Annotated in this window: 19 protein-coding genes; 8 read left to right on the top strand and 11 right to left on the bottom strand. The window is 60.7% G+C overall.

Translation table 11 applies throughout. The annotated features are described in order from the left end of the window. The first annotated feature begins 295 nt into the window (after positions 1 to 295). Both MA884_RS07940 and MA884_RS07935 read left to right on the top strand, forming a co-directional pair. Positions 296 to 847 carry an RNA polymerase sigma factor gene (locus MA884_RS07940; protein WP_256229913.1) on the top strand — a complete coding sequence of 184 codons (552 nt, stop codon included), beginning with the start codon at positions 296 to 298 and terminating at the stop codon, positions 845 to 847. Continuing rightward, the gene (locus MA884_RS07935) at positions 844 to 1440 is read left to right on the top strand and encodes a GNAT family N-acetyltransferase (protein ID WP_256229912.1); all 597 of its coding nucleotides are present in this window, start codon (positions 844 to 846) and stop codon (positions 1438 to 1440) included. Before MA884_RS07940 ends, MA884_RS07935 begins: the two co-directional genes overlap by 4 nt. 296 nt (positions 1441 to 1736) lie before the next feature. Here MA884_RS07935 and MA884_RS07930 read toward each other — a convergent pair whose 3' ends face one another. Continuing rightward, positions 1737 to 2951, bottom strand: a complete 1215-nt coding sequence (locus MA884_RS07930) for a cytochrome P450 (protein ID WP_256229911.1) — start codon at positions 2949 to 2951, stop codon at positions 1737 to 1739. A 142-nt stretch (positions 2952 to 3093) separates the two neighbouring features. On the opposite strand from MA884_RS07930, the gene MA884_RS07925 reads away from it, so the two are divergent. Next, positions 3094 to 4251 carry a serine hydrolase domain-containing protein gene (locus tag MA884_RS07925; RefSeq protein WP_256229910.1) on the top strand — a complete coding sequence of 386 codons (1158 nt, stop codon included), beginning with the start codon at positions 3094 to 3096 and terminating at the stop codon, positions 4249 to 4251. A gap of 16 nt (positions 4252 to 4267) precedes the next feature. Here the strand turns inward: MA884_RS07925 and MA884_RS07920 are convergent, their stop codons facing one another. Further along, complete coding sequence (locus MA884_RS07920; protein WP_256229908.1) at positions 4268 to 5392, bottom strand: transglycosylase SLT domain-containing protein; 1125 nt, start codon at positions 5390 to 5392, stop codon at positions 4268 to 4270. Positions 5393 to 5572: 180 nt separating this feature from the next. On the opposite strand from MA884_RS07920, the gene MA884_RS07915 reads away from it, so the two are divergent. From MA884_RS07915 to MA884_RS07900, 4 genes are all read left to right on the top strand, one after another. Continuing rightward, complete coding sequence (locus MA884_RS07915; RefSeq protein ID WP_256229907.1) at positions 5573 to 6061, top strand: CesT family type III secretion system chaperone; 489 nt, start codon at positions 5573 to 5575, stop codon at positions 6059 to 6061. Positions 6062 to 6072: 11 nt separating this feature from the next. Next, positions 6073 to 8190 carry a type III effector gene (locus tag MA884_RS07910; protein ID WP_256229906.1) on the top strand — a complete coding sequence of 706 codons (2118 nt, stop codon included), beginning with the start codon at positions 6073 to 6075 and terminating at the stop codon, positions 8188 to 8190. A gap of 306 nt (positions 8191 to 8496) precedes the next feature. Then, positions 8497 to 10905: a penicillin acylase family protein gene (locus MA884_RS07905; protein WP_256229905.1), complete on the top strand. Its 2409-nt coding sequence runs from the start codon at positions 8497 to 8499 to the stop codon at positions 10903 to 10905. 103 nt (positions 10906 to 11008) lie between these two features. Beyond that, positions 11009 to 11350: a carboxymuconolactone decarboxylase family protein gene (locus MA884_RS07900; RefSeq protein WP_256229904.1), complete on the top strand. Its 342-nt coding sequence runs from the start codon at positions 11009 to 11011 to the stop codon at positions 11348 to 11350. Between the two features lie 12 nt (positions 11351 to 11362). Here MA884_RS07900 and MA884_RS07895 read toward each other — a convergent pair whose 3' ends face one another. After that, complete coding sequence (locus tag MA884_RS07895) at positions 11363 to 12328, bottom strand: GlxA family transcriptional regulator (RefSeq protein WP_256229903.1); 966 nt, start codon at positions 12326 to 12328, stop codon at positions 11363 to 11365. 184 nt (positions 12329 to 12512) lie between these two features. Here MA884_RS07895 and MA884_RS07890 point away from each other — a divergent pair, with 184 nt between their 5' ends. Further along, on the top strand, positions 12513 to 13151 hold the full coding sequence (locus MA884_RS07890; protein ID WP_256229902.1) for an HD domain-containing protein: 639 nt from the start codon (positions 12513 to 12515) through the stop codon (positions 13149 to 13151). A 208-nt stretch (positions 13152 to 13359) separates the two neighbouring features. Here MA884_RS07890 and MA884_RS07885 read toward each other — a convergent pair whose 3' ends face one another. The 8 genes from MA884_RS07885 to MA884_RS07850 all read right to left on the bottom strand — a co-directional run bounded on the left by MA884_RS07885 (position 13360) and on the right by MA884_RS07850 (position 22549). Further along, a complete protein-coding gene (locus tag MA884_RS07885; protein WP_256229901.1) occupies positions 13360 to 14244 on the bottom strand; it encodes an ABC transporter permease subunit in 885 nt (294 codons plus the stop codon). Then, on the bottom strand, positions 14241 to 15161 hold the full coding sequence (locus tag MA884_RS07880) for an ABC transporter permease subunit (RefSeq protein WP_256229900.1): 921 nt from the start codon (positions 15159 to 15161) through the stop codon (positions 14241 to 14243). Before MA884_RS07880 ends, MA884_RS07885 begins: the two co-directional genes overlap by 4 nt. Continuing rightward, positions 15158 to 16300, bottom strand: a complete 1143-nt coding sequence (locus MA884_RS07875; RefSeq protein WP_256229899.1) for an ABC transporter ATP-binding protein — start codon at positions 16298 to 16300, stop codon at positions 15158 to 15160. Before MA884_RS07875 ends, MA884_RS07880 begins: the two co-directional genes overlap by 4 nt. 71 nt (positions 16301 to 16371) lie before the next feature. After that, complete coding sequence (locus tag MA884_RS07870) at positions 16372 to 17439, bottom strand: polyamine ABC transporter substrate-binding protein (protein WP_256230018.1); 1068 nt, start codon at positions 17437 to 17439, stop codon at positions 16372 to 16374. A gap of 215 nt (positions 17440 to 17654) precedes the next feature. Next, complete coding sequence (locus MA884_RS07865) at positions 17655 to 18767, bottom strand: polyamine ABC transporter substrate-binding protein (RefSeq protein WP_256229898.1); 1113 nt, start codon at positions 18765 to 18767, stop codon at positions 17655 to 17657. Between the two features lie 181 nt (positions 18768 to 18948). Beyond that, complete coding sequence (locus MA884_RS07860) at positions 18949 to 20313, bottom strand: aspartate aminotransferase family protein (protein ID WP_188251423.1); 1365 nt, start codon at positions 20311 to 20313, stop codon at positions 18949 to 18951. A 60-nt stretch (positions 20314 to 20373) separates the two neighbouring features. Then, positions 20374 to 21732, bottom strand: a complete 1359-nt coding sequence (locus tag MA884_RS07855) for a glutamine synthetase family protein (RefSeq protein WP_256229897.1) — start codon at positions 21730 to 21732, stop codon at positions 20374 to 20376. 40 nt (positions 21733 to 21772) lie between these two features. Beyond that, on the bottom strand, positions 21773 to 22549 hold the full coding sequence (locus tag MA884_RS07850) for a gamma-glutamyl-gamma-aminobutyrate hydrolase family protein (protein WP_256229896.1): 777 nt from the start codon (positions 22547 to 22549) through the stop codon (positions 21773 to 21775). Positions 22550 to 22671 lie beyond the last annotated feature (122 nt).

Genomic DNA, 22671 nt, shown 5'->3' with positions numbered 1-22671 from the left:
CGCTCAGTGGGTGGCGGCGATCCAGCATTCAGTTCCATCACCGGCATGGCCTTTTTTGACCGATTCGGGTGGGTTGTCGGCAGGTCCCTTCCCGAGCGTTCGCTCGGTGCAATTTCATGCAGTGAAACTCGGCGCGGCTGTGCACCTCCTTGCACAAATAGAGCAGAAGCACTAAATAAAAAACCTTATTTATCAAATTGATAAGTCATTAATCTGGCTTGGCACAGGTCCTGCTGATAGGGGAAACGTCGACATGTTGATCGACGCTATGGAACCTATTCAGAGGGATTTATTGATGAACAGCCTGAACCTCATGGCCCCCCCGCAAACCTCCCCGGCACCCGCAGGTGCGCCAGGCATCTGCTTCGGCGAGGAACGCAAGCTGCGTCTGTTTGTGCAAAAACGTGTACTCAATCAAGACGACGCCGACGACATCATCCAGCTCACGTACCTGGAAGCCTGGCGCAACCAGCAGAAGTTCAAAGGGCTGGCAAAGCAGGACACTTGGTTGTGTGGCATCGCCCTCAACCTGATCCGCAACCACTTCCGCCGCTTCTACGCGCAGCCACCGCTGAGTACTTTCGACGAAAGCGAGTTCCACGAGTCCAGTGACGACATTGACCTGAGTGAACTGTGCGACAACCGTCGGCTGTTGGACCGTACGCTGTTAGCCATGGACGCGCTGTCCAAGGACATGCGCGATACCCTGTGGACCGCCGTGGACACCGAGAGCAGCTACCGCGATGCCGCCGAACGGCTGGGCGTCCCCATTGGCACCGTGCGCTCAAGGTTGTTTCGCGCGCGTGAACAACTCAAACGAAGCGTCTATGGAGAAGCCCGGCCATGACCCATAATCGTTTGAACAGCCGGCCCGACCTGCCACGCGGCGTGCGCCGCTACACCCCCGACGACTTGCCGGTGATGACAGCCATCTTCAACGAAAGCGCTCTGGGAGGGACAAGTTCCCCCGTACTCAGAGCATTTTCCCTGAAGGAAATGACGTTCTTCGTCGACTGTTTCGTCAAGGAGGGTGACCCGATCTATGTGCTCGAGCGTGGCGGCGAAGTCGTCGCCTGGTTGATCGTCAACCGCTTCTGTTGGGGAGCCCAGGCCTGCCGACTGACCGGCGAAGTGTCGATCTACGTGCGCAACGACCACATCGGCAGCGGCGTAGGCATCCGCCTTGGCCAAGCCGCAGTGGTGTTGGCCAGGCAGTATGGTTTCGAGACGCTGGTGGCCTGGATTATCGAGCACAACGAAACCAGCAAACGCGGCGTACAGGGGCTTGGCGCCACGCAATGGGGACGTTTCCCCGGCATTGCCCGGTTCGCAGATAGCCGCGCGGACGTCGTGCTCTATGGACTGCACCTGACGCCAGGCGACACGGCGCCCACCACCCTTTCAGCGCCGGCGCAAAACGAGGAGGCCAGCCTGGCGTGAGTCTGCGGCTCGTCCGGCTGGACGTCGGATGAGCCGCCTCTTTCTCAGGCATGGGCCTGCGCTCATTCGAGCCTATGCCATTTTTTGCACAAGCCCTGTGACTCCCGCTGGAGGCACTGCGTAGGAGCTGCGTAGGAGCTGTCGAGTGCAACGAGGCTGCGATCTTTCCCCAGACACTTGCATCTCAAGCGAAAGATCAAAGGATCAAAGGATCAAAGGATCAAAGGATCAAAGGATCAAAAGATCGCAGGCTTCGCCAGCTCCTACAGAACCCAGCGCGAGCTTGCTCGTTCTCATCAATCCACCGACCAACACACCGGCAACCCGGCCGGCCCCCTGAAGTTGGGCACATAGCGCCAGCGTACAGCGCCGGGATCGACCGCCAATTGCAGCCCAGGGCAGCGCCGAAGAAGTGTATTCAAGCCAATTTCCAGCTCCTGCCGGGCCAGCGAGGCGCCCAGGCAGTAGTGCGTGCCTTTGCCGAAAGACATGTGCGGGCAGGCCGGGCGAGTGATGTCGAGCGTGTCAGGATTTGCACACAGTCCTTGGTCACGATTGGCCGAGCCCACCACCGCAATCACCAGTTGCCCGCGCAGCAAGCGCTGCCCGGCCAGTTCGGTGTCCCGGGTGACGAAGCGAACCATGGCCCGCTCCACCGAGGAGTCATAGCGCAGAAACTCTTCGACCGCACCAGGCATCAACGCCGGCTCGTCACGCAATCGCGCCAGCGCCTTGGGGTGCTGCACGAGCATGTGCACAGCATTGCCGATCATCGACGCCGACGTTTCGTGCCCGGCGATGATCAGCAGCGCGATCATGCTGCACAGCTCACTTTGGCTGAGCATGCTGCCCTCTTCCTCGACCTGCGCCAGCGCCGAAACCAGGTCGTCGCCCGGCTGTGCTCGACGCTGGTCGATCAACGCAAGCATGTAGCCGGCGAATTCGTTGTAGCAACGCTGCAACTCGCTCAGGTCATGCCCCACCTGCTGGACGATCATGTGGGACCAGCGGCGGAAATCGTCACGGTCTTGCGCGGGGACGCCAAGCAGTTCGGCGATGACGGTGATCGATAACGGAAATGCATATTGGCTCACCACATCCATTTGCCCGCTCGACCGCACTGGCTCCAGCAACGTCTCGGCGATCTGTTCGATACGAGGCCGCAGGGCGTTCACCGCCTTCAACGTGAAGGCCTTGTTGACCAGGCGACGCAAGCGGCGATGACTGTCGCCATCGCGGTTGAGCATGTGGTCGTTAAGAAACGCGATGGATTGCTCGCCGCCGAGCATCGCGGCGAACTGCGCATCGATCCGCGACGGGTCCCGGGCGAAGCGCTCGTTGTCCAGCAGCACCTGCTCGACTTCCCGCGCACCGGTGACGTACCACATCGGCAACTGTCCTTCGGCCTGGCTGAGGAACACCGGGGACGCCTGGCGCAGCGCCGCATAATGCCGATAAGCTTCGCCGCGAAACGCGTCGCTATTCAAATCAAGGGTACGCTCGTAAGCCATGAACACTCTCCAGGGGTATGAATCGTTGCTCCTGAGTGGCAGGGCTCGCCAAAAAAGATCCCACAGGGGGTCGTCCTATCGATGAACCGTTTGCACGGCCAGCGTCACTCAAAGGGAAACACCAACCCTGCGTGGAGCCGACATGACGCGTGCACTTGTTATCCATGGCCAATGCGACACTCGCTTCGAACCGGTCAAAGAGGCTTTTATCCAGCTGATGCAGAGCCCTTTCGAACGCGGCGCCGCCCTTTGCATCCAGATTGACGGCGAAACCGTTATCGATCTGTGGGCCGGCATTGCCGGGCCGCAACCGGACAGCCATTGGCAGCGCGACACGCTGCTCAATCTGTTTTCCTGCACCAAGCCCTTCACGGCGGTGGCGATCATGCAACTGGTCGGCGAAGGACGCCTGGAGCTGGACGCGCCGGTCTGCCACTACTGGCCAGCCTTCGCCAACGCCGGCAAAGCGTCGATTACCCTGCGCCAGGTGCTTTGCCACCGTGCCGGGCTGCCGGCGCTGCGCACGCCCCTGGCACCGGAAACCCTCTACGACTGGACCACCATGACGGACCTGATCGCCGAGGAACATCCCTGGGCCGCGGCCGGCGAACAGCAGACCTATTCGCCCTTGCTGTTCGGCTGGATCCTCGGCGAACTGCTACGCCGGGTGGATGGCCTGCCGCCGGCGCAAAGCATTCACCAACGGGTGGTGGCGCCGCTCGGACTGGACTTCCACCTCGGCCTGGACGACGCGACCATCGCGCGCTGCGCCTACATGGCACGCACCAAAGACGAGATCGACGATGAAGCGTTTGGCAGGGTGCTCAAGGACGTGCTCAACGAGCCGACCGCCATGAGCGCACTGGCCTTCGCCAACCCGCCCATGGTGCTGGGGCGCAGTAACGAAGCCGGCTGGAAGCGCATGACCCAACCGGCAGCCAACGGACACGGCAATGCCCGCAGCCTGGCGACGTTCTATGCCGGCCTGCTCGACGGGCAGTTGCTGGAATCGCCGCTGCTCAACGAAATGTTGCGCGAGCACAGCGCCGAATACGACCCCACCATTCAAACCCCAACACGTTTCGGCCTGGGCATCATGCTCAACCAGCCGGACGTGGCGAACGGCAGCTATGGCATGGGCAACGAGGCATTCGGCCACATGGGCGCCGGGGGCACCATCGGGTTTGCCGACCCTGAACGCGGGGTGGCGTTCGGCTTCGCCTGCAACACCATTGGCTCCTACGTCTTGATGGACCCACGCGCTCGCGGCTTGGCCAATGTCGCGATGGGCTGCCTGTAGACCCCGGATGAGCGACTCACACCCCTGGCGGCACGGCCACCTCCACCACCTGCGGCTGGGCCGTGCCAGTATCGGGTGAGGCAACCACCTGTTCTTCGCTAGCGGCCACACGAGGCAGCGCGGCCTTGGCGATCATGTCCGGTTGGGCCAGCAACCTGCGCGACGCTTCCAAGGGCATCAACAAGCGCCCCCTGGCCCGGCCACGCGCGGCAGGGTTGAGCATGTGCAACTCTCGCTCATGCACACCGGACAACCGCGCCAGGTGTGCCAGGTCCACGGACTGCGCCAAGGCGACCATCTGGAAGTACGGCTGGTCGGCAATGGGCGCCAGGCTCACGCCATAGTCTGCGGGTGTATTCACCAGTTGCGACAGCGCCAGCAGTCGCGGCACATAGTTCTGGGTCTCACCGGGCAACGACAGGTTCCAATAGTTGGTCGCCAGGCCACGGGCGCGATTGCGCTTGATGGCGTCGCGTACCCGCCCTTCCCCGGCGTTGTAGGCGGCCAGCGCCAGCAACCAGTCGCCGTCGAAGTAATCGTGCAGGTAGGACAAATAATCCAGGGCGGCCCGCGTCGATGACGGAATGTCGCGGCGCTCGTCATAGTCGCCTCGCTGTTGCAATTGGTACCGGCGCCCCGTAGCGGGAATGAATTGCCAGAGGCCGAGGGCTTGGGCAGGCGATCGGGCGTTTGGATTGAACCCGCTCTCGATAGCCGGCAGCAGCGCCAGTTCCAGCGGCATGTTGCGCTTGTTCAGTTCGCCCACGATGAAGTGCAAGTATCGGCTGCCGGCGCGTCCGGTCTGGGTGAGGAACGCCGGACGTGCCATCAGCCAGCGGCGCTGCTCATCGATGCGCGCCACCCCCTGGGTCTTGGCCTGCAAGAAAAACCCCTGGCGCATGCGCGCCCACAGGCTGCCGCCACTTTGCGGGGCTGACTCGCCGATCTGGATGATCGTGTCCGTAGGCGCCGGCTCAAGCCAGCGCAGTTGCGAGCGGTAAGGCTCATTGGCGAAAGGATCGCCGATGGTCAGCTGCGGTTCGAGGTGCTGGCAACCATACAGCAAGGTCCCCACGGCCAGCATGGACAACCCTTTGGGGACGAATCGAAGGGCCGGCAAAGGTGCAAGTGATCGGGACATGGGCGGTCAACCTTGAATGAGGTGGCGCCATTGGGTGGCAGATCGCAGGACAGCGGTTCCACGCGGCTCACTCAGGCATCGGGCTGCAGCGGCGCTCGGTTGGAACCGAAATGCCGCAGGTGTCACTCACCATGGGCAGCAGGCGCTCGTCGGCGCCTGGATGACAATGCGAGGTCACTCATGGCGTCACCCACCTATTGCAAGCTGATCGATCAGCTCTGCGAACTCACGATGATTCCTTCCCCGTCAGCGTTCTACGAACAGGCAAACCTGTCGGTCAAGGATGTGGACTTTTCCCTGAAACACACCCCTGGCGTGGGCGAGGGAGATGTCTTTATCTACTGCGGCTTCGGGCCGTTGCCTGTGGCGAATCGCGAAGCGGTCCTGCAACGGCTGCTGGAGACCAACCTGTACCTGCTGAGCGGGGCGTTCTGCCCTTCCCTGTCTTACAACCGCGACAGCGAACAAGTGATCCTGATCGGCCACGTCCCCCTGGAAAACCTCACGGCCGAGCGCCTGCTCGGGCTGATGGGCGGCGCCGCGGACATGGCGTTGATTTGGCGAGATGGCTACTTCTTCGACGCCGCCAGCCCAAACGACGCCGCCAAGACCACCCAGCACAAACCCACCCCCCGTAGCACCGGGCTCAACAGCGCCCTGTCAATCTAGGAGAGCACGACATGCCAGATTTATCAGTAGGACGAAGCACCGGTTCGGCGGCGCTGCACCAGCAGGACGATCGAATCACGCCGGCGGGAACCAGCCTGTCCGGGCAGGTTCGTCCCTCCACCAATCCCCTGGTGCCTTATCACTTCGAAGGGAAACCGACCGACAAGACCCAGCAAACGCTCAAGACCAGGCAGCAGCGCCTGACAGGGCTGGTCAACAACCTCAGCGAGAAAACCCCTGATAGTGATCCCATCGGCTATGCCCGCGAGCATATGAGCCTGGAAGGCAAAGTATTGGGCTACGCGCCTGGCACAAGCTATCAAGACGTACAAAAACATTTGGGCGAGCTGGGCGGCACGGTCCACCCGATGCTCTCGGGCCAGGAAGAAACCGAGGCATTCACCAAGGACTTCGACGAGTACCTGAGCAAGAACGAGGGCGACCGGAAAGAAGGCGGCGGTTTCAAAGCCGTCTGGGACAAACATTGCGAGCGCATGGGTAACACCCTTGGCGCCTATCATTCGTTGTGTCAGGAAGTCATCGATAGTACCTCGCAAGAAAAGGATCTCCCGCCTCTAAAAAGCAGCCATGACGCCTTTCGCGGCTATGCCAAAGGTGTCATGCAAGCCATGACGCAAGACATGCCCACGCGCTTGAATACCTTTATGGAAAGCCGAATCGAGCATGCGCAAAGTGCAGCGACCAACGAGAGCCTTTCCCAGCCCAAACGAGACCAGGCGACCGCTGAACTGAGCCAGTTGACCAAGGTCCAGGAGGAACTTGGCGAGTTCCTGAAAAAGGAGGACGACAACCCTAGCGAACTGGCAAAAGCAACGAAGAAAAACGACACATTGAACACCGCACTGAAGAACGTCGGACGCCAGGACTATGTCGCTGACCTCAAGACCCACAGTGGATTCTTGACGGGCTTGGCGGTATTTGCCGACGCGGGCATCCCGCAGGGCTTCGCCTCCTCGGCTCACTTCGGTGCCAGCACCGCGGCAATCGACGAGCAACTGGAGGGTACGCACCTCGCCGCACATTCTGCGGGAACGTCGGCTGTCCTGGGTGCCGCCCATAAAGTGGTCAGCGACAGCGCACGCCCCATAATCCAGACCATCGTCGACAAAACCATCGGCAGTGGCCTGGAAAAGGTTGATCCGCTGTCGGTGTACCCCAAGGCCCTGCAGGACATTACGGTGGGCGGACGTCGGGTCGCTAATCCTCAACGCGAGGCCATCGACAGGGCGCAGGAAGACAAGCGCACCGGTTTCCTGCTTAAACAAAACGCCAATAACTTTGGCACCATCAGTGGCGACTTCACCGGTTACCTCGCTTTCGGCGCGGCTCACGCGGTACGAGAGACCCTGAATCAGTTCACGAGCGTGAGTGCCTCGGGCATCGGCGCTCGCAGCCTCGCCTCCGCCGTCGGTGGCGCCTTCATGGCCGGCGGCCAGGCAGTGGCCAAATACTCTCAAACCCACGGTGACGAGAAGATTCCAACCTATCGGGTCAAAAACGAAACGCGCGAATGGAAGGAGCTGCTGCCCAAGGCATTTGCCGAATCAAGCAAAGTGCTGCCGACCAACATGACCAATATCAGTGACTATGCCAACCGGATCGTTGGCGTAAGCGCAGGTATTACCATGCGTACCGCAGTGGGAGACGCCGCAGCGGTAGGGGAAGATGCCGAGACGCTGGAAAAAATGCAGCAGATCATCACGACCTTCTTCTCCTCGGGCCTGACGTTGCTTCCGTTCTTCGCCAACAGCGTAGCGGCACCGCTGGAAAACAAAGCGCTGAACGACGGCAAGGACGACCTGACCGCGCGCGCAAACGTACCGTGGCAGAACATCACCAATCCAAACCGGGACAGCCTGCCCCATACCCAACCCCCAGGTTTGGGACGCGCTGGCGAGAACCTCTATACCGTCACTCGCGGCGCTAGCCAGCTGGCTACGCAAGCCACTGTCGCCGGGCTCAACGTAGGTGCCGAGTGGATTCAGAGCTTGGCCACGAGGCCTAAAAACCCTGGCGCTGGCGACAATATGGAGCTGGCGGAACGAGGCGAGGCGCGTCCCCAGGGCGGGCCGTCCAACGAACCCGCACCCAACACCCGGCCAAGCTGATGAACCCGTCGGGCCATCCTTCGCTGGCTTGACGCTCACCGGTTGAAACCGCCCTCCTAAGCCGGCCGCAGGAACCTCCTGTCGCCGGCCCTCGCGACACACGCCGACTCATATCCCCTTGCGATTCGCGGCGCCGGCCTTCAAAGCCCAGCCGCTGCCCGAGACCTTCCACCGCCTATACTCCCGCCCGCGAGTCGACTTGGGGAAAATCCCTCCGACGGACGATGCGCTGAGAAGCAGCCGTATGCTAAACAGGGAATCAACAGCGAGACCATGGAGCCGCTGTCACCAGAATAAGGACTCACCATGAAACGCACCCTCATCGCCTTTCTGTCATTGGTCGTCACCACCATCATCGTCGCGGGCGGCTACCTCTACAGCAAACAGCCCACCCGCCAGGGCACCGTGCAGTTGCAAGGCCTGCACGGCTCGGTGACGGTGCGCTACGACGAACGCGGCGTGCCGCATATCCGTGCTGAAAACGAAACCGACCTGTACCGCGCCCTGGGTTATGTCCATGCCCAGGACCGGCTGTTCCAGATGGAGATCATGCGCCGCCTCGCCCGTGGCGAACTGGCCGAGGTACTGGGGCCAAAGCTGCTCGACACCGACAAACTGATGCGCAGCCTGCGCATTCGCGAACGCGCCGCGACCTACCTGACGGAACAGGACCCACAGTCCCCGGCCTGGATCGCGATGCAGGCTTACCTCGATGGCATCAACCGCTTCCAGGAAACCCACACCAGGCCGGTGGAGTTCGATGTGCTGGGCATCCCCAAGCGTCCTTTCACCGCAGAGGACACCGTGAGCATTGCCGGCTACATGGCCTACAGCTTCGCGGCAGCGTTTCGCACCGAGCCGCTTTTGACCTACGTACGCGATCAACTGGGCAGCGACTACCTGAGCATTTTCGACCTCGACTGGCAGCCCAAGGGTGTGCTGGCCGCAGGTCACAAGAGCGGCCTGCCCCTGGCCGCTGCCGACTGGAAAGACCTAAACGCCCTGGCTCGCCTGAGTGAACAGGCCCTGGCCGAAAACGGCTTGCCGCAGTTCGAAGGCAGCAATGCCTGGGCGGTCTCCGGCAGCCGCACCCACAGTGGCAAGCCGCTGCTGGCAGGCGACCCGCATATCCGCTTTTCCGCGCCCTCGGTTTGGTACGAGGCGCATCTGTCAGCACCAGGCTTTGAACTCTATGGGCATTACCAGGCGCTGATGCCGTTCGCGTCGTTGGGCATGAACAAGGATTTCGGCTGGAGCATCACCATGCTCCAGAACGACGATCTGGACCTGATCGTCGAACGGGTCAACCCGGATAATCCCGAACAGGTCTGGTATCGCGACCAATGGGTGGACATGACCCGCAGCGAACAACAGATCGCGGTCAAGGGCCAGGCGCCGGTGACGCTGCAACTGCGCCAGTCGCCCCATGGCCCGATCGTCAACGACGCCCTCGGCGCCCACGCCGGCAAGACGCCCATCGCCATGTGGTGGGGGTTTCTGGAAAGCCGCAACCCGATCCTCGAAGCCTTCTACCAGCTCAATCGCGCCGACACCCTGGCCAAGGCTCGCAGCGCGTCAGCCAAGATCCACGCGCCAGGGCTGAATGTGGTGTGGGCCAACGCCAAGGGGGATATCGGCTGGTGGGCCGCGGCGCAATTGCCCAAGCGGCCGGCCGGCGTGAAGCCGGGCTTCATGCTCGATGGCGGTAGCGCAGAAGCGCAAAAGGAAGGTTTCTACCCCTTCAGCAGCAACCCCCAGGAAGAAAACCCGGCGCGAGGCTACATCGTGTCGGCCAACTTCCAGCCAGTGTCGGCCAGCGGCATGGAAATTCCGGGTTATTACAACCTTGCCGACCGCGGCCAGAAACTCAACCTCCAGTTGGGCGACAAGCAGGCCAAGTGGGACATCGACACCACCCGTGAACTGCAACTGGGCACCACCACCCCCTACGGCCGGCGCTTGCTCGCGCCTTTGCTGCCGGTGCTGCGTAACGAGGTCAGCGACCCCCAGGAGCGCAAATGGGTGGAGCAACTGGCCCAATGGCAGGGTGACTATCCGCTGGACTCCATCAGCGCCACGCTGTTCAACCAGTTCCTGTTCAACCTGGCCGACGCCGCCCTGCACGATGAATTGGGCGACGGGCTCTTTGAAACCGCGCTGTCGACCCGGGTGATCGACGCCGCCCTGCCGCGCCTGGCGGCATCAGAGGATTCGCCTTGGTGGGATGATCGCACCACCCCGGGTAAGGAGACCCGTGCCGAAACGGTGATGAGCGCCTGGAGCAAGAGCCTGGCGCACCTGAAGACCACCCTGGGTGAGGATGCCAGCCAATGGCAATGGGGCAAGGCGCACACCCTGACCCATGGTCATCCGTTGGGCCTGCAAAAGCCGCTGGACCGGATCTTCAACGTCGGCCCCTTTGCTGCCCCCGGCACCCATGAAGTGCCCAACAACCTCTCGGCCAAAATCGGTCCGGCGCCCTGGCCGGTGACCTATGGCCCTTCCACCCGGCGCATCATCGACTTCGCCGATCCGGCGCACAGCGTCACCGTCAACCCCGTTGGCCAAAGCGGCGTGCCGTTCGACAAGCATTACGAGGACCAGGCCGAGGCTTACATCGAGGGGCTGTACTACCAGGCGCATCTGGCCGAAATAGAGGTGACGGCCAATACCCGCAGCACCTTGAAGCTGCTGCCGGTCGGGACCGAGCCCTGAGCCCAATGACGGGCAGTGCTTTTCATCAATTAACAGGCTTGGTCGTTATTTATGGTCAAGACTGGAAGGGTTTAACCCAATCCCTCTCTATGGAGTCTACCCAATGTTCATCAACTGGACCGAGCTGCTGCCCACCATCAAAAGTGCCTTCGGCGCCCTGGGCAAAAGCAACCCGAAAATGGTCAAGGCCTACATGGCCCTGGATGAAGCCGCGGCCGATAATAACGTGCTCGATGCCAAGACCCGGGAGCTGATCTCCATCGCCGTGGCGATCACGACCCGCTGTGACGGTTGCATCGGCGTGCATACCGATGCGGCCATCAAGGCCGGCGCCACCCGCGAAGAAATCGCCGCCACCCTGGCCACCGCTGTTTCGCTGAATGCCGGTGCGGCGTATATCTATTCCTTGCGGGCGCTGGAAGCGCATGATGCGTTGAAAAAATAAGGGCAGAGGTGCCTAAACCATCGCGCCGAAATTCAGCCTGAACTGTTGCGGTGTCACGCCCAACCTGCGATTGAACACGCTGCGCATGTGCTGGGCATCACGAAAACCGCATTGATAAGCCACGGTCTTGAGCGGCGCACGACTGCTTTCCAGCATGACCCGCGCCGCGTCCACCCGGGCCCGTTCGACAAATTGTGCCGGCGTGACCTTCGCTTCCCGGGCAAACACTCGCGAGAAGTTGCGCTGGCTCATGTTCGCCGCCGTGGCCAGATCGGCGATGGTCAAATCACCGTTGAGATTCGCCAGGACATACGACTGAACCTTGGCCACCGCCGAGGTCGGTTCGGCGTGGGGGACGAGAAAGGGGCTGAACTGCGATTGGCCGCCCGAGCGCTGGGTAAAGACCACCAGGCGCTTGGCGACGTTCAGTGCCACGTCCGGGCCGTGGTCCTGCGCCAGCAGGAACAACGACAGGTCGATCCCCGCCGTGACCCCGGCCGAGGTGCAGAGCTTACCGTCCTGGATGTATAAACGATCCGCTTCGACCCGTGTCGATGGACACATCTGCGTCAGCGCCGCGGCGTCGTTCCAGTGGGTGGTGACAATGCGTCCCTCGAGCAGTCCGGCCCGGGCGAGCAGGAACGCACCATTGCAGATCGAGCCAAAACGACGGGCCCGAGCGCAGGCATCGCGCAGCCAGGCGTCGAACGCTGCACCAAAACTCATCGACGGCAACTGGGGCCCGCCCGCGACCAATAACAGGTCATAGGCCTGTAACGCCTGGCCGAAATGTCGGTGGGCATTGAGAGATAATCCATTGGAGCAGGACATCGCTCCATGCTCGACGCCGATCACTTCCAGCCCATAGCGATCCTTCGGGGCGAGGAAACTATTGGCTTCGCAGAACACATCCAGGGGGCCGGTGACATCCAGTGACTGGACACCCGGGAACACCACGATGGCAACGGTTCTTTGCATGCTCTTGCTCACCTTTCCAGACTGACCCCCGCACCCTAGCCAATCCACCAACCAGAAGCCAGTTGGCACGAAACCCAGGGTCATTGGCCGGGATCGCAGCCATGGCGCGATTGTCCCGGTGTCCGCCTGCGAACAGACTCAAACCTCCGGCGCCATCAAGGCGCAACGCCAGGAGCAGAACAGCATGAACAGCATCGCCGGCATCAGCATCCCCGACAGCGCCCTTGCCCGCGCTACCACTGAATACATCCGCGATATCGAGTCCGAACTGTTGTACCACCACTCGCGTCGGGTGTTTCTTTTCGGTGCCTTGAGCGGCGAACGACAGCAGTTGGCCTACGACCCGCAATTGCTCTACGTCGGCGCGATGTTCCATGACTTGGGACTGGTGGATGGCCACCGCAGTGATGACGAACGTTTCGAAGTGGATGGCGCGAATGCCGCTGCCGCTTTCCTCAAACCCTACGGGTTGAGTGATGACGACATCGAACAGGTGTGGCTCTCCATCGCCCTGCACACCACGCCAGGCGTGCCTAAACACCTGCGCCCGACCGTCGCCCTGGTCACCGCCGGCGTGGAAATGGACGTCCTGGGCATGGACTACGCCGCTTTCCCCGCTGCGCAACGTGATGCTGTGGTGCACGCGCATCCGCGGGGCGAAGGGTTCAAGGAATGCATCATCTGCGCATTCGCCGACGGGTTGCGTCATCGCCCGCAGACCACCTTCGGCAATGTCAAAACCGATGTGTTGGTGGATCAGGAGCCGGGCTTCAGGCCGTTGAATTTTGTCGAAATCATCCGCTCCTCACCCTGGAGTTCGTAATCCAACCACCCTTTCATCGACTGATACACGGCTTCGCGAGCAGGCTCGCTCCCACATTGGACTTGGGCCTGACCCCGGATTTGTGGGCAACAAAAAGACCTGTGGGAGCGGGCTTGCTCGCGAAGGCGGACTGACATTCAACATCTTCGTCGACTGTCACACCGCTTTCGCGAGCAAGCCCGCTCCCACATTTTGACCGACGCTGGGTTCAGACTGGCGCGGGCGCCCGGCGCGGGTCTGGCTGTTTCCAGGAGTCGGCGGCGCTCTCTTCGATGGCTTGCTGGATCGCTCGCTTGCGGTTCTCTTCGGCGCGACGGCTGAAGTACCAGACCAGGAAAGTCACCAACGATACGGCCAGCAGAATCAGGCTCGCCACGGCGTTGATTTCCGGCTTGACCCCCAGGCGTACCGCCGAGAACACTTCCATCGGCAAGGTGGTCGAGCCTGGGCCGGAGACGAAACTCGCCAGCACCAGGTCGTCCAGCGACAAGGCGAACGACATCATGCCCCCCGCCGCCAGCGAGGGTGCGATCATCGGGATGGTGATCAGAAAGAACACCTTCCACGGCCGCGCACCCAGGTCCATGGCCGCTTCTTCGATGGACAGGTCCAGTTCACGCAAGCGCGCCGAGACCACCACCGCCACATAGGCCGAGCAGAACGTAGTGTGGGCGATCCAGATCGTGACGATGCCACGCTCCTGGGGCCAACCGATCATCTGCGCCATCGCCACGAACAGCAGCAACAGCGACAGACCGGTGATCACTTCCGGCATCACCAGCGGTGCCGTGACCAGGCCGCCGAACAGCGTGCGGCCCTTGAAGTGGGTGATGCGCGTCAGCACGAAGGCCGCCAGTGTACCCAGGGCCACCGCAGCGATCGCCGTATAGCAGGCGATTTCCAGCGAACGCACGACCGACCCCATCAACTGGCTGTTATCCAGCAGACCGACGTACCACTTGATCGACCAGCCCCCCCACACCGTTACCAGTTTCGAGGCGTTGAACGAGTAGATCACCAGGATCAGCATCGGCGCATAAATGAACAGCAGACCCAGCACCAGCATCAGGCTTGAAAAACTGAAGCGCTTCATTCCTTGCCCTCCATTTCTTTGGCCTGACTGCGGTTGAACAGGATGATGGGCACGATCAGGATCGCCAGCATCACCACTGCCAGGGCGGACGCCACCGGCCAGTCACGGTTGTTGAAAAATTCCTGCCACAGCACTTTGCCGATCATCAGCGTTTCCGGGCCGCCCAGCAGTTCCGGTATCACGAACTCGCCCACCACCGGGATGAACACCAGCATGCCGCCAGCGATGATGCCGTTCTTGGACAGGGGCACGGTGATTTTCCAGAAGCTGTTGAAGGTGCTCGACCCCAGGTCGGACGCCGCTTCCAGCAGACTGGGATCGTGCTTCACCAGGTTGGCGTAGAGCGGCAGGATCATGAACGGCAGGTACGAGTAGACGATGCCGATGTACACCGCCAGGTTGGTGTTGAGGATCTGCAGCGGCTCGCTGATCCAGCCCATGGTCATCAAAAAGCCGTTGAGCAGACCGTTGTTGCTGAGGATGCCCATCCAGGCGTAGACGCGGATCAGGATCGCGGTCCAGGTCGGCATCATGATCAGCAGCAGAAGTACCGTTTGCAGGTCCTGGCGGGCCTTGGCGATGGCGTAAGCCATCGGGTAGCCGATCAGCAGGCACAAGACAGTGCTGATCAGCGCCATCTTCAGCGAGCCAAGGTAGGCAGCGATGTACAGATCATCTTCGCTGAGCAGCACATAGTTACTGAAGTTGAGCAGCACCTGCAGCTTCTGGTCGATGTAGCTGTAGATCTCGGTGTACGGCGGAATGGCCACATCGGCTTCGGCAAAACTGATCTTCAGGACGATGAAAAACGGCAGCATGAAGAACAGGAACAGCCAGATGAAGGGCACCCCGATAACCAGTTGACGGCCACCGGGTGTTATTCGGTCGAGTCGGCGTTTGAATTTGCGCATGTTCATGAGCGAAGCACCACGCCGCTGTCGTCTTCCCACCACACGAATACCTGGTCGCCCCAGGTCGGACGCTGGCCACGGCGTTCGGCGTTGGCGACGAAGGATTGCACCAGCTTGCCGCTTGGCAACTCGACGTAAAACACCGAATGGCCGCCCAGGTAGGCGATGTCATGAACCTTGCCGCTGGACCAGTTGTGCTCGCAGTCCGGCTGTTCGGCGGTGACCAGCAGTTTTTCCGGGCGGATGGCGTAGGTGACCGACTTGTCCTGCACCGAGGTACTGATGCCGTGGCCCACGTAGATGTTGCGGTCCAGGTCCTTGCAGGTCAGCACCGCATGGCCTTCGGCGTCTTCCACCACTTCGGTCTCGAAGATGTTGACGTTGCCGATGAACTCGCAGACCAGCCGGCTGGTGGGGGTTTCGTAGATATCGATCGGGCTACCGATCTGGGCGATCCAGCCCAGGTGCATGATCGCGATGCGCTCGGCCATGGTCATGGCCTCTTCCTGATCGTGGGTCACCATGACGCAGGTTACGCCAACCCGCTCGATGATCTCGACCAGCTCAAGCTGCATCTGCGAGCGTAGCTTCTTGTCCAAGGCACCCATCGGCTCGTCGAGCAGCAACAATTTTGGCCGCTTGGCCAGGGAACGGGCCAGGGCCACACGTTGACGCTGGCCGCCGGAGAGCTGGTGCGGCTTGCGCTTGGCGTACTGGCTCATTTGCACCAGCTTGAGCATTTCGGCCACGCGGGCGTCGACCTCGGCTTTCGGGATCTTGTCCTGTTGCAGGCCGAAGGCAATGTTCTGCGCCACGGTCATGTGGGGAAACAAGGCGTAGGACTGGAACATCATGTTGATCGGCCGCTCATAGGGCGGCATGTCGGTGATGTCTACACCGTCGAGGAAAATGCGCCCCTCCGTGGGCCGTTCGAAACCCGCCAGCATGCGCAGCAAGGTGGATTTGCCCGATCCCGAACCGCCGAGCAGGGCGAAGATTTCGCCTTTCTTGATTTCCAGGGACACATCGTCCACGGCAATCGTCTCGTCGAACTTTTTCGTGACCCGGTCGATTTTGACCAACACCTGCTTGGGTGTCTGGTCGCCCTCGAGGGCTTTCTTATAGGCGCCGGAGGCAACTGCCATTTACGAAACTCCCACAAAATTTGCAGCTCGCCCTGCGCGGACGAGCCTTGGAATAGTTAAAGCGCTTGACGCTATTTGCCTGACTTGACCCTGGTCCAGCTGCGGGTCATGACACGCTGGATCTTGGGCGGCAGCTCGGAGTTGACATACAGCTTGTCAACGACCGCTTGCGGTGGGTAAACCGCTTCGTCGGTGCGCACTTGCTGGTCCATCAACTCGCCGGCCTTGGGATTGGGGTTCGCATAGCCAACGGAGTCACTGACTTGGGCGATCACCTCAGGCTTGAGTAAATAGTTGATAAAGGCGTGCGCTTCTTTGACATTGGAGGAATCGCGCGGGATCGCCAGCATGTCGAACCAGAGGTTGGCGCCCTCCTTGGGAATCACATAAGCGATCTCGATGCCCTTTTTCGCTTCTTCAGCACGTTCGCGGGCCTGGAAGATGTCGCCGGAGAAACCGGCAGCCACGCAGATCTCGCCATTGGCCAGATCGGAGATGTATTTGGAGGAGTTGAAGTAGGTTACGTAAGGCCGGATCTTGAGAAGTTGAGCCTCGGCCTTTTTGTAGTCTTCAGGGTTCTGGCTGTTGGGGTCCAGCCCCAGGTAATTGAGCATTGCCGGGATCATCTCGTCGCCCGAATCGAGGAACGAAACGCCACAGCTGGAGAGTTTCTTGATGTTTTCCGGTTCGAACAGCATCGCCCACGAGTCGATCTTGTCGACGCCCAGTGCAGCCTTGACCTTCTCGACGTTGTAGCCGATGCCGTTGGTGCCCCACAGATAAGGCACGGCGTACTGATTGCCCGGATCATTCTTTTCCAGGCGCTTGAGCAGCACCGGGTCCAGGTTGGCATAGTTGCTCAACTGCGACTTGTCGAGTTTCTGGAACGCCCCAGCCTTGATCTGCTTGCCCAGAAAATGGTTGGACGGCACGACCACGTCGTAGCCGGTACGGCCGGCCAGCAATTTGCCTTCCAGGGTTTCGTTGGAGTCGAAGACGTCGTACACCGGCTTGATCCCTGTGGCCTTTTCAAAGTCCGCCAGGGTGGTCTCGCCGATGTAGTCCGACCAGTTATAAATATGCACGGTGGAGGCAGCCTGGACGCTGACGGCAAGCGTCAGTCCGGCACCGATCAACATGGCATTGCGTAGCAAAGAAAAAACAGGCACGTGGAGGTCCTCTTAAATAGTTGGGCCCAAGTTGCCCCCCGTTACCTGGCAGCGATGTGCCCTGCAACAAAACCGGCGCGCAACTTACCCTCGATAAACCGATCCAGCAAAACTTTTAGTCATTTAATTGTTCCTGTTGCCGCCGCCGCGATGCCGGCGACAACAGGAAGATGCTTCAGACCGGCTTATTTACCGGACTTGATCTTGGTCCAGCTGCGGGTGATCAGACGCAATGTGGCGGCATCCAGATCGCTGATTGCGTACAGCTGCTTCTTCACTTCGTCAGACGGGTAGATGCTCGGATCGCTGGTGATGTCCTTGTCCACCAGTGGCGTGGCCGCCTTGTTACCGTTCGGGAAACGTACGGCGTTGGTGATTTCAGCCATGATTTGCGGCTGCATCAGGAAGTTCATGAACTTGTAGGCGGACTCGACGTTCTCGGCGTCCTTGGGAATGGCGACCATGTCATAGAACGTGCCGGCGCCTTCTTTTGGAATGACGTAGCTGAGCTTGACCTTGTCTCCGGCTTCCTTGGCGCGCTCCTTGGACTGTTCGAGGTCACCGGAGTAGCCCACGGCCACGCAGATGTTGCCGTTGGCCAGGTCCGAGATGTATTTGGAGGAGTGGAAATAGGCAACCGAAGGACGAATCTTCAGGAACAGGTCTTCAGCGGCCTTCAGGTCGGCCTTGTCCTTGCTGTCGGTCGGCTTGCCCAGGTAATGCAGTGCCGCCGGAATCATCTCGGTCGGTGCATCGAGGAAACTCACGCCGCAGCTCTTGAGCTTGGCCATGTTTTCCGGTTTGAACACCACGTCCCACGAATCGATCTTGTCGATACCCAGTGCGGCCTTGACCTTCTCCGGGTTGTAGCCAATACCGATGGAGCCCCACATGTACGGGAAGGCATATTTGTTGCCCTTGTCGCTGGCGTCACCCACGGCTTTGAGCAAGTCCGTATCCAGGTTCTTCCAGTCCGGCAGCTTGGACTTGTCCAGCTCCTGGTAAACGCCGGCCTTGATCTGCTTGGCCAGGAAGTTGTTCGACGGCACCACGATGTCATAACCGGACTTGCCCGCCAGCAATTTGGCTTCCAGGGTCTCGTTGCTGTCGAACACGTCGTAGACGACCTTGATCCCCGTCTCTTTCTCGAACTTGGCGACCGTGTCCGGGGCAATGTAATCGGACCAGTTATAGACGTGCAGCACTTTGTCGTCCGCCTGAACAGGACTCGCCATCACGCCCGTCAGGGACATGGCGAGGAGGGTCTTGCCAGCCATCTTCATACCTAATGTCTTCATGCCTAATGCCTTCATGAAAAATGCTCCAGTTATTCTTCTTAGCCGTCGTTCAGCAGCCGGCTCGCGGGCAACTTGAACAGCCGGTAGTCTGGCAAGTTACAGGCCAGCCTTTCAACAAAAGCCCAGCCTTTTGTTTACGCTGGACGAGGCCCGTACGGGCGCCTCGCTCAGAGCCTAGCACTTAGCCTTGCAACGCACTGAGCGTCAGGTCCAGGCAGTGCCGCGCCTTGGCCACCAGCTCATCGATCTCGGCCTTGCTGATCACCAGCGGCGGCGCAATGATCATGGTGTCACCCACGGCGCGCATGATCAGCCCGTTATCAAAACAGAACTGCCGGCAGATCATGCCCACACCCCTGCCTTCGTAGCGCTTGCGCGTGGCCTTGTCCTGAACCAGTTCAATCGCCCCCAGCAAGCCGACACCGCGCACCTCACCCACCAGCGGATGATCGTTCAGTTCCCGCAGGCGCTGTTGCAAATAGGGTGCCGTTTCGCCATGAACACGCTCGACGATCTTTTCGTCGCGCAGAATGCGGATGTTTTCCAAGGCCACCGCAGCGGCTACCGGGTGACCGGAATAGGTAAACCCGTGGTTGAAGTCGCCGCCTTCGTTGAGCACCGCCACGACATCGTCGCGCACGATCAGCCCGCCCATGGGGATGTAGCCGGAGGTCAGGCCCTTGGCGATGGTCATCATGTGGGGTTTCAACCCGTAATGATCGGTACCGAACCACTCACCGGTGCGACCGAAACCACAGATAACTTCATCGGCCACGAACAGGATGTCGTACTTGGCGAGGATTTCCTTCATGCGCGGCCAGTAGCTGTCCGGCGGCACGATGACTCCGCCCGCGCCCTGGATCGGCTCGGCGATGAAGGCACCGACATTGTCCACGCCGATTTCCAGGATCTTTTCTTCCAACTGGTTGGCCGCCCATACGCCGAACTCTTCCGGGCTCATGTCGCCGCCCTCGCCGAACCAGTATGGTTGGGCGATGTGGACAATGCCGGGGATCGGCAGGTCGCCCTGCTCGTGCATGTACGTCATGCCGCCCAGGCTCGCGCCGGCCACGGTCGAGCCGTGATAACCGTTCTTGCGGCTGATGATGACTTTTTTATTCGGCTGGCCCTTGATCGCCCAGTAGTGGCGGACCATACGCAGCATGGTGTCGTTGCCTTCGGAGCCGGAGCCGGTGAAGAACACGTGGTTCATGCCTTCAGGGGCGATGTCGGCGATGGCTTTGGACAATTCCAGCACCGGCGGGTGGGCGGTCTGGAAGAACAGGTTGTAGTACGGCAGCTCGCGCATCTGCTGGCTGGCGGCGTCGGCCAGTTCGTCGCGGCCGTAGCCGACGGCCACGCACCAGAGGCCGGCCATGCCATCGAGGATCTTGTTGCCTTCACTGTCCCACAGGTAAACGCCCTTGGCGTGGGTGATGATGCGCGGGCCTTTCTCTTTGAGCTGCTTGAAGTCGCTGAATGGCGCCAGGTGGTGATCGTTGCTCAGGGCCTGCCATTTACGGGTTTGCGGATTGTTGCCGGTCATGCGAATTCTCCTTGTGTATCGGTGGGGACGGAACTGCCTGAGGCAGTCCCGCCCGGCGCTTCAGACGGCAAAGAGCAGGAATTCCCGCTCCCACGAACTGATGACGCGCTTGAAGTTTTCATGCTCGGCCCGCTTGACCGCGACGTAGCCTGTGATGAATTTCTTACCCAGGTACTTCTCGATGGTGGCGCTGTTTTCCATGCGCTCGAGGGCATCTTCGATGGTCAGTGGCAGACGCAGGTTGCGACGCTCATACCCTCGTCCCACCACCGGCGCGCTCGGGTTGATGCCTTCGACCATGCCGATGTAGCCGCACAACAGGCTGGCGGCGATCGCCAGGTACGGGTTGGCGTCGGCGCCCGGCAGACGGTTTTCCACCCGACGGTTCTGCGGCCCGGCTTCCGGTACGCGCAGGCCCACAGTGCGGTTCTCTTCACCCCATTCCACGTTCACCGGCGCCGAGGTGTCGGGCAGGAAACGGCGGAACGAGTTGACGTTGGGGGCGAACAGCGGCAGCAGCTCGGGGATGAACTTCTGCAGGCCCCCGATGTGATTCAGGAACAGCGTGCTCATGGTCCCGTCGTCATTGGAAAAGACGTTCTTGCCGGTGTCTTTGTCGATGATGCTCTGGTGCAGGTGCATCGCACTGCCGGGCTCGCCGGTCATGGGCTTGGCCATGAAGGTGGCGGCTACGTTGTGCTTGAGCGCCGCCTCGCGCATGGTGCGCTTGAACACCAGGATCTGGTCGGCCAGGGACAAGGCGTCGCCATGACGGAAATTGATTTCCATCTGCGCCGTGCCGTCCTCATGGATCAGCGTATCGAGGTCCAGCTCCTGCAGTTCGCACCAGTCATAGACGTCCTCGAACAACGGGTCGAATTCGTTGGCCGCTTCAATGGAGAACGACTGGCGGCCGGTTTCCGGGCGACCGGAGCGGCCAATGGGCGGCTGCAATGGGAAGTCCGGGTCGTCGCTGCGCTTGGTCAGGTAGAACTCCATTTCAGGCGCGACGATCGGTTGCCAGCCCTTGTCGGCATAGAGCTTGAGCACTTTCTTGAGCACGTTGCGCGGCGACAGTTCGATGGGGTTGCCATGCTTGTCGTACGAGTCGTGGATAACCTGGGCGGTGGGCTCGATGGCCCACGGCACAAGGAACACTGCGTTTTCGTCCGGGCGGCACATCATGTCGATGTCGGCAGGGTCGAGCAGTTCGTAATAGATGTCGTCTTCGACATAGTCGCCCGTAACGGTCTGGAGCAGAACGCTCTCGGGCAGGCGCATGCCTTTTTCGGCAATGAACTTGTTGGTCGGCGAGATCTTGCCCCGGGTAATGCCGGTCAGGTCGCCAATCATGCATTCGACTTCTGTGATCTTATGGTCTTTCAACCAATCGGTGAGCTGGTCGAGGTTGTTACTCATAAATGCCTCTAGGCGTGAGTTTCCTGGCTGCTATTAGTAGTCAGGCGTTGTTTGACGCATCGGCGTCGCGTTGTGTTGCCCTTGCCCGGCAGGCATCGCCAAATGCCTGGAAAATCGCAAGGTAGTACGGATTGGAGCTGACCTCCCATTCAGGATGCCATTGCACACCTAAAGCAAAAGCCTTGCCTTGTGCCATCGAGACGGCCTCAATCAAACCATCAGCCGCCAGCGCTTCGGCCCGCAGGGCTGGCGCCAGGCGCTCGATGCCCTGGCTGTGGATCGAGTTGACCTGAATCACCTGCGGCAGCCCCAGGCCTGCCAGGATACCGTCAGGCTGGATATGTATGGCATGGGCCGGGCCGTACTGGACATCCACCGATTGAGTGTCATCTTCACGATGATCGATGAAGGTTCCCACTTCATGAACGTTCTGATGCAGGCTGCCGCCAAAGGCTACGTTCATTTCCTGGAAACCACGGCAGATACCCAGCACCGGGATACCCGCATCGACAGCGGCGCGGATCAACGGCAGGGTGGTGGCATCGCGTGCAGGGTCATGATCAGTGCCCGGCGCGCTGGCGGGGCCTTGATAATGAACAGGTTCTATATTGGAAGGAGAGCCGGTAAAAAGAATGCCGTCCAGGGCGTCCAGAATATCGGACGGGGAGAACAGATCCGCCAGCGACGGGATCAGCAGGGGCAAGCCCTTGGCGGCTGTCGCGACAGCCCGGGAATATTTGTCGCCGCTGATGTGATACGCATGCAGGCCAATCTGCCTGGAGCAGGTGGTGACGCCGATTAACGGCAGGCGAGACATGAAGCACCCCGGTATTATTGCTGTTATGGGTTTGAATCGAGCTTAGCCTTGTTCATTTTTTTACACAACACCCCCGTAAAAAATACAACACGGCCCGCTCAAGCCTGCGGGCATCACCGCCC

This window comes from Pseudomonas sp. Q11, assembly GCF_024494355.1.
Lineage (GTDB): Bacteria > Pseudomonadota > Gammaproteobacteria > Pseudomonadales > Pseudomonadaceae > Aquipseudomonas > Aquipseudomonas hefeiensis.
This window is presented reverse-complemented; position numbering and strand designations above follow the sequence as displayed.

Excerpts from the sequence above, each read along its gene's own strand:
- MA884_RS07920 (WP_256229908.1), bottom strand. The coding sequence starts at position 5,392 with ATGTCCCGATCACTTGCACCTTTGCCGGCCCTTCGATTCGTCCCCAAA.
- MA884_RS07855 (WP_256229897.1), bottom strand. The coding sequence starts at position 21,732 with ATGAGTAACAACCTCGACCAGCTCACCGATTGGTTGAAAGACCATAAG.
- MA884_RS07900 (WP_256229904.1), top strand. The coding sequence starts at position 11,009 with ATGTTCATCAACTGGACCGAGCTGCTGCCCACCATCAAAAGTGCCTTC.
- MA884_RS07940 (WP_256229913.1), top strand. The coding sequence starts at position 296 with ATGAACAGCCTGAACCTCATGGCCCCCCCGCAAACCTCCCCGGCACCC.
- MA884_RS07880 (WP_256229900.1), bottom strand. The coding sequence starts at position 15,161 with ATGAACATGCGCAAATTCAAACGCCGACTCGACCGAATAACACCCGGT.
- MA884_RS07885 (WP_256229901.1), bottom strand. The coding sequence starts at position 14,244 with ATGAAGCGCTTCAGTTTTTCAAGCCTGATGCTGGTGCTGGGTCTGCTG.
- MA884_RS07910 (WP_256229906.1), top strand. The coding sequence starts at position 6,073 with ATGCCAGATTTATCAGTAGGACGAAGCACCGGTTCGGCGGCGCTGCAC.
- MA884_RS07850 (WP_256229896.1), bottom strand. The coding sequence starts at position 22,549 with ATGTCTCGCCTGCCGTTAATCGGCGTCACCACCTGCTCCAGGCAGATT.
- MA884_RS07875 (WP_256229899.1), bottom strand. The coding sequence starts at position 16,300 with ATGGCAGTTGCCTCCGGCGCCTATAAGAAAGCCCTCGAGGGCGACCAG.
- MA884_RS07915 (WP_256229907.1), top strand. The coding sequence starts at position 5,573 with ATGGCGTCACCCACCTATTGCAAGCTGATCGATCAGCTCTGCGAACTC.
- MA884_RS07860 (WP_188251423.1), bottom strand. The coding sequence starts at position 20,313 with ATGACCGGCAACAATCCGCAAACCCGTAAATGGCAGGCCCTGAGCAAC.
- MA884_RS07870 (WP_256230018.1), bottom strand. The coding sequence starts at position 17,439 with ATGTTGATCGGTGCCGGACTGACGCTTGCCGTCAGCGTCCAGGCTGCC.
- MA884_RS07905 (WP_256229905.1), top strand. The coding sequence starts at position 8,497 with ATGAAACGCACCCTCATCGCCTTTCTGTCATTGGTCGTCACCACCATC.
- MA884_RS07925 (WP_256229910.1), top strand. The coding sequence starts at position 3,094 with ATGACGCGTGCACTTGTTATCCATGGCCAATGCGACACTCGCTTCGAA.
- MA884_RS07890 (WP_256229902.1), top strand. The coding sequence starts at position 12,513 with ATGAACAGCATCGCCGGCATCAGCATCCCCGACAGCGCCCTTGCCCGC.
- MA884_RS07930 (WP_256229911.1), bottom strand. The coding sequence starts at position 2,951 with ATGGCTTACGAGCGTACCCTTGATTTGAATAGCGACGCGTTTCGCGGC.
- MA884_RS07935 (WP_256229912.1), top strand. The coding sequence starts at position 844 with ATGACCCATAATCGTTTGAACAGCCGGCCCGACCTGCCACGCGGCGTG.
- MA884_RS07865 (WP_256229898.1), bottom strand. The coding sequence starts at position 18,767 with ATGAAGACATTAGGTATGAAGATGGCTGGCAAGACCCTCCTCGCCATG.
- MA884_RS07895 (WP_256229903.1), bottom strand. The coding sequence starts at position 12,328 with ATGCAAAGAACCGTTGCCATCGTGGTGTTCCCGGGTGTCCAGTCACTG.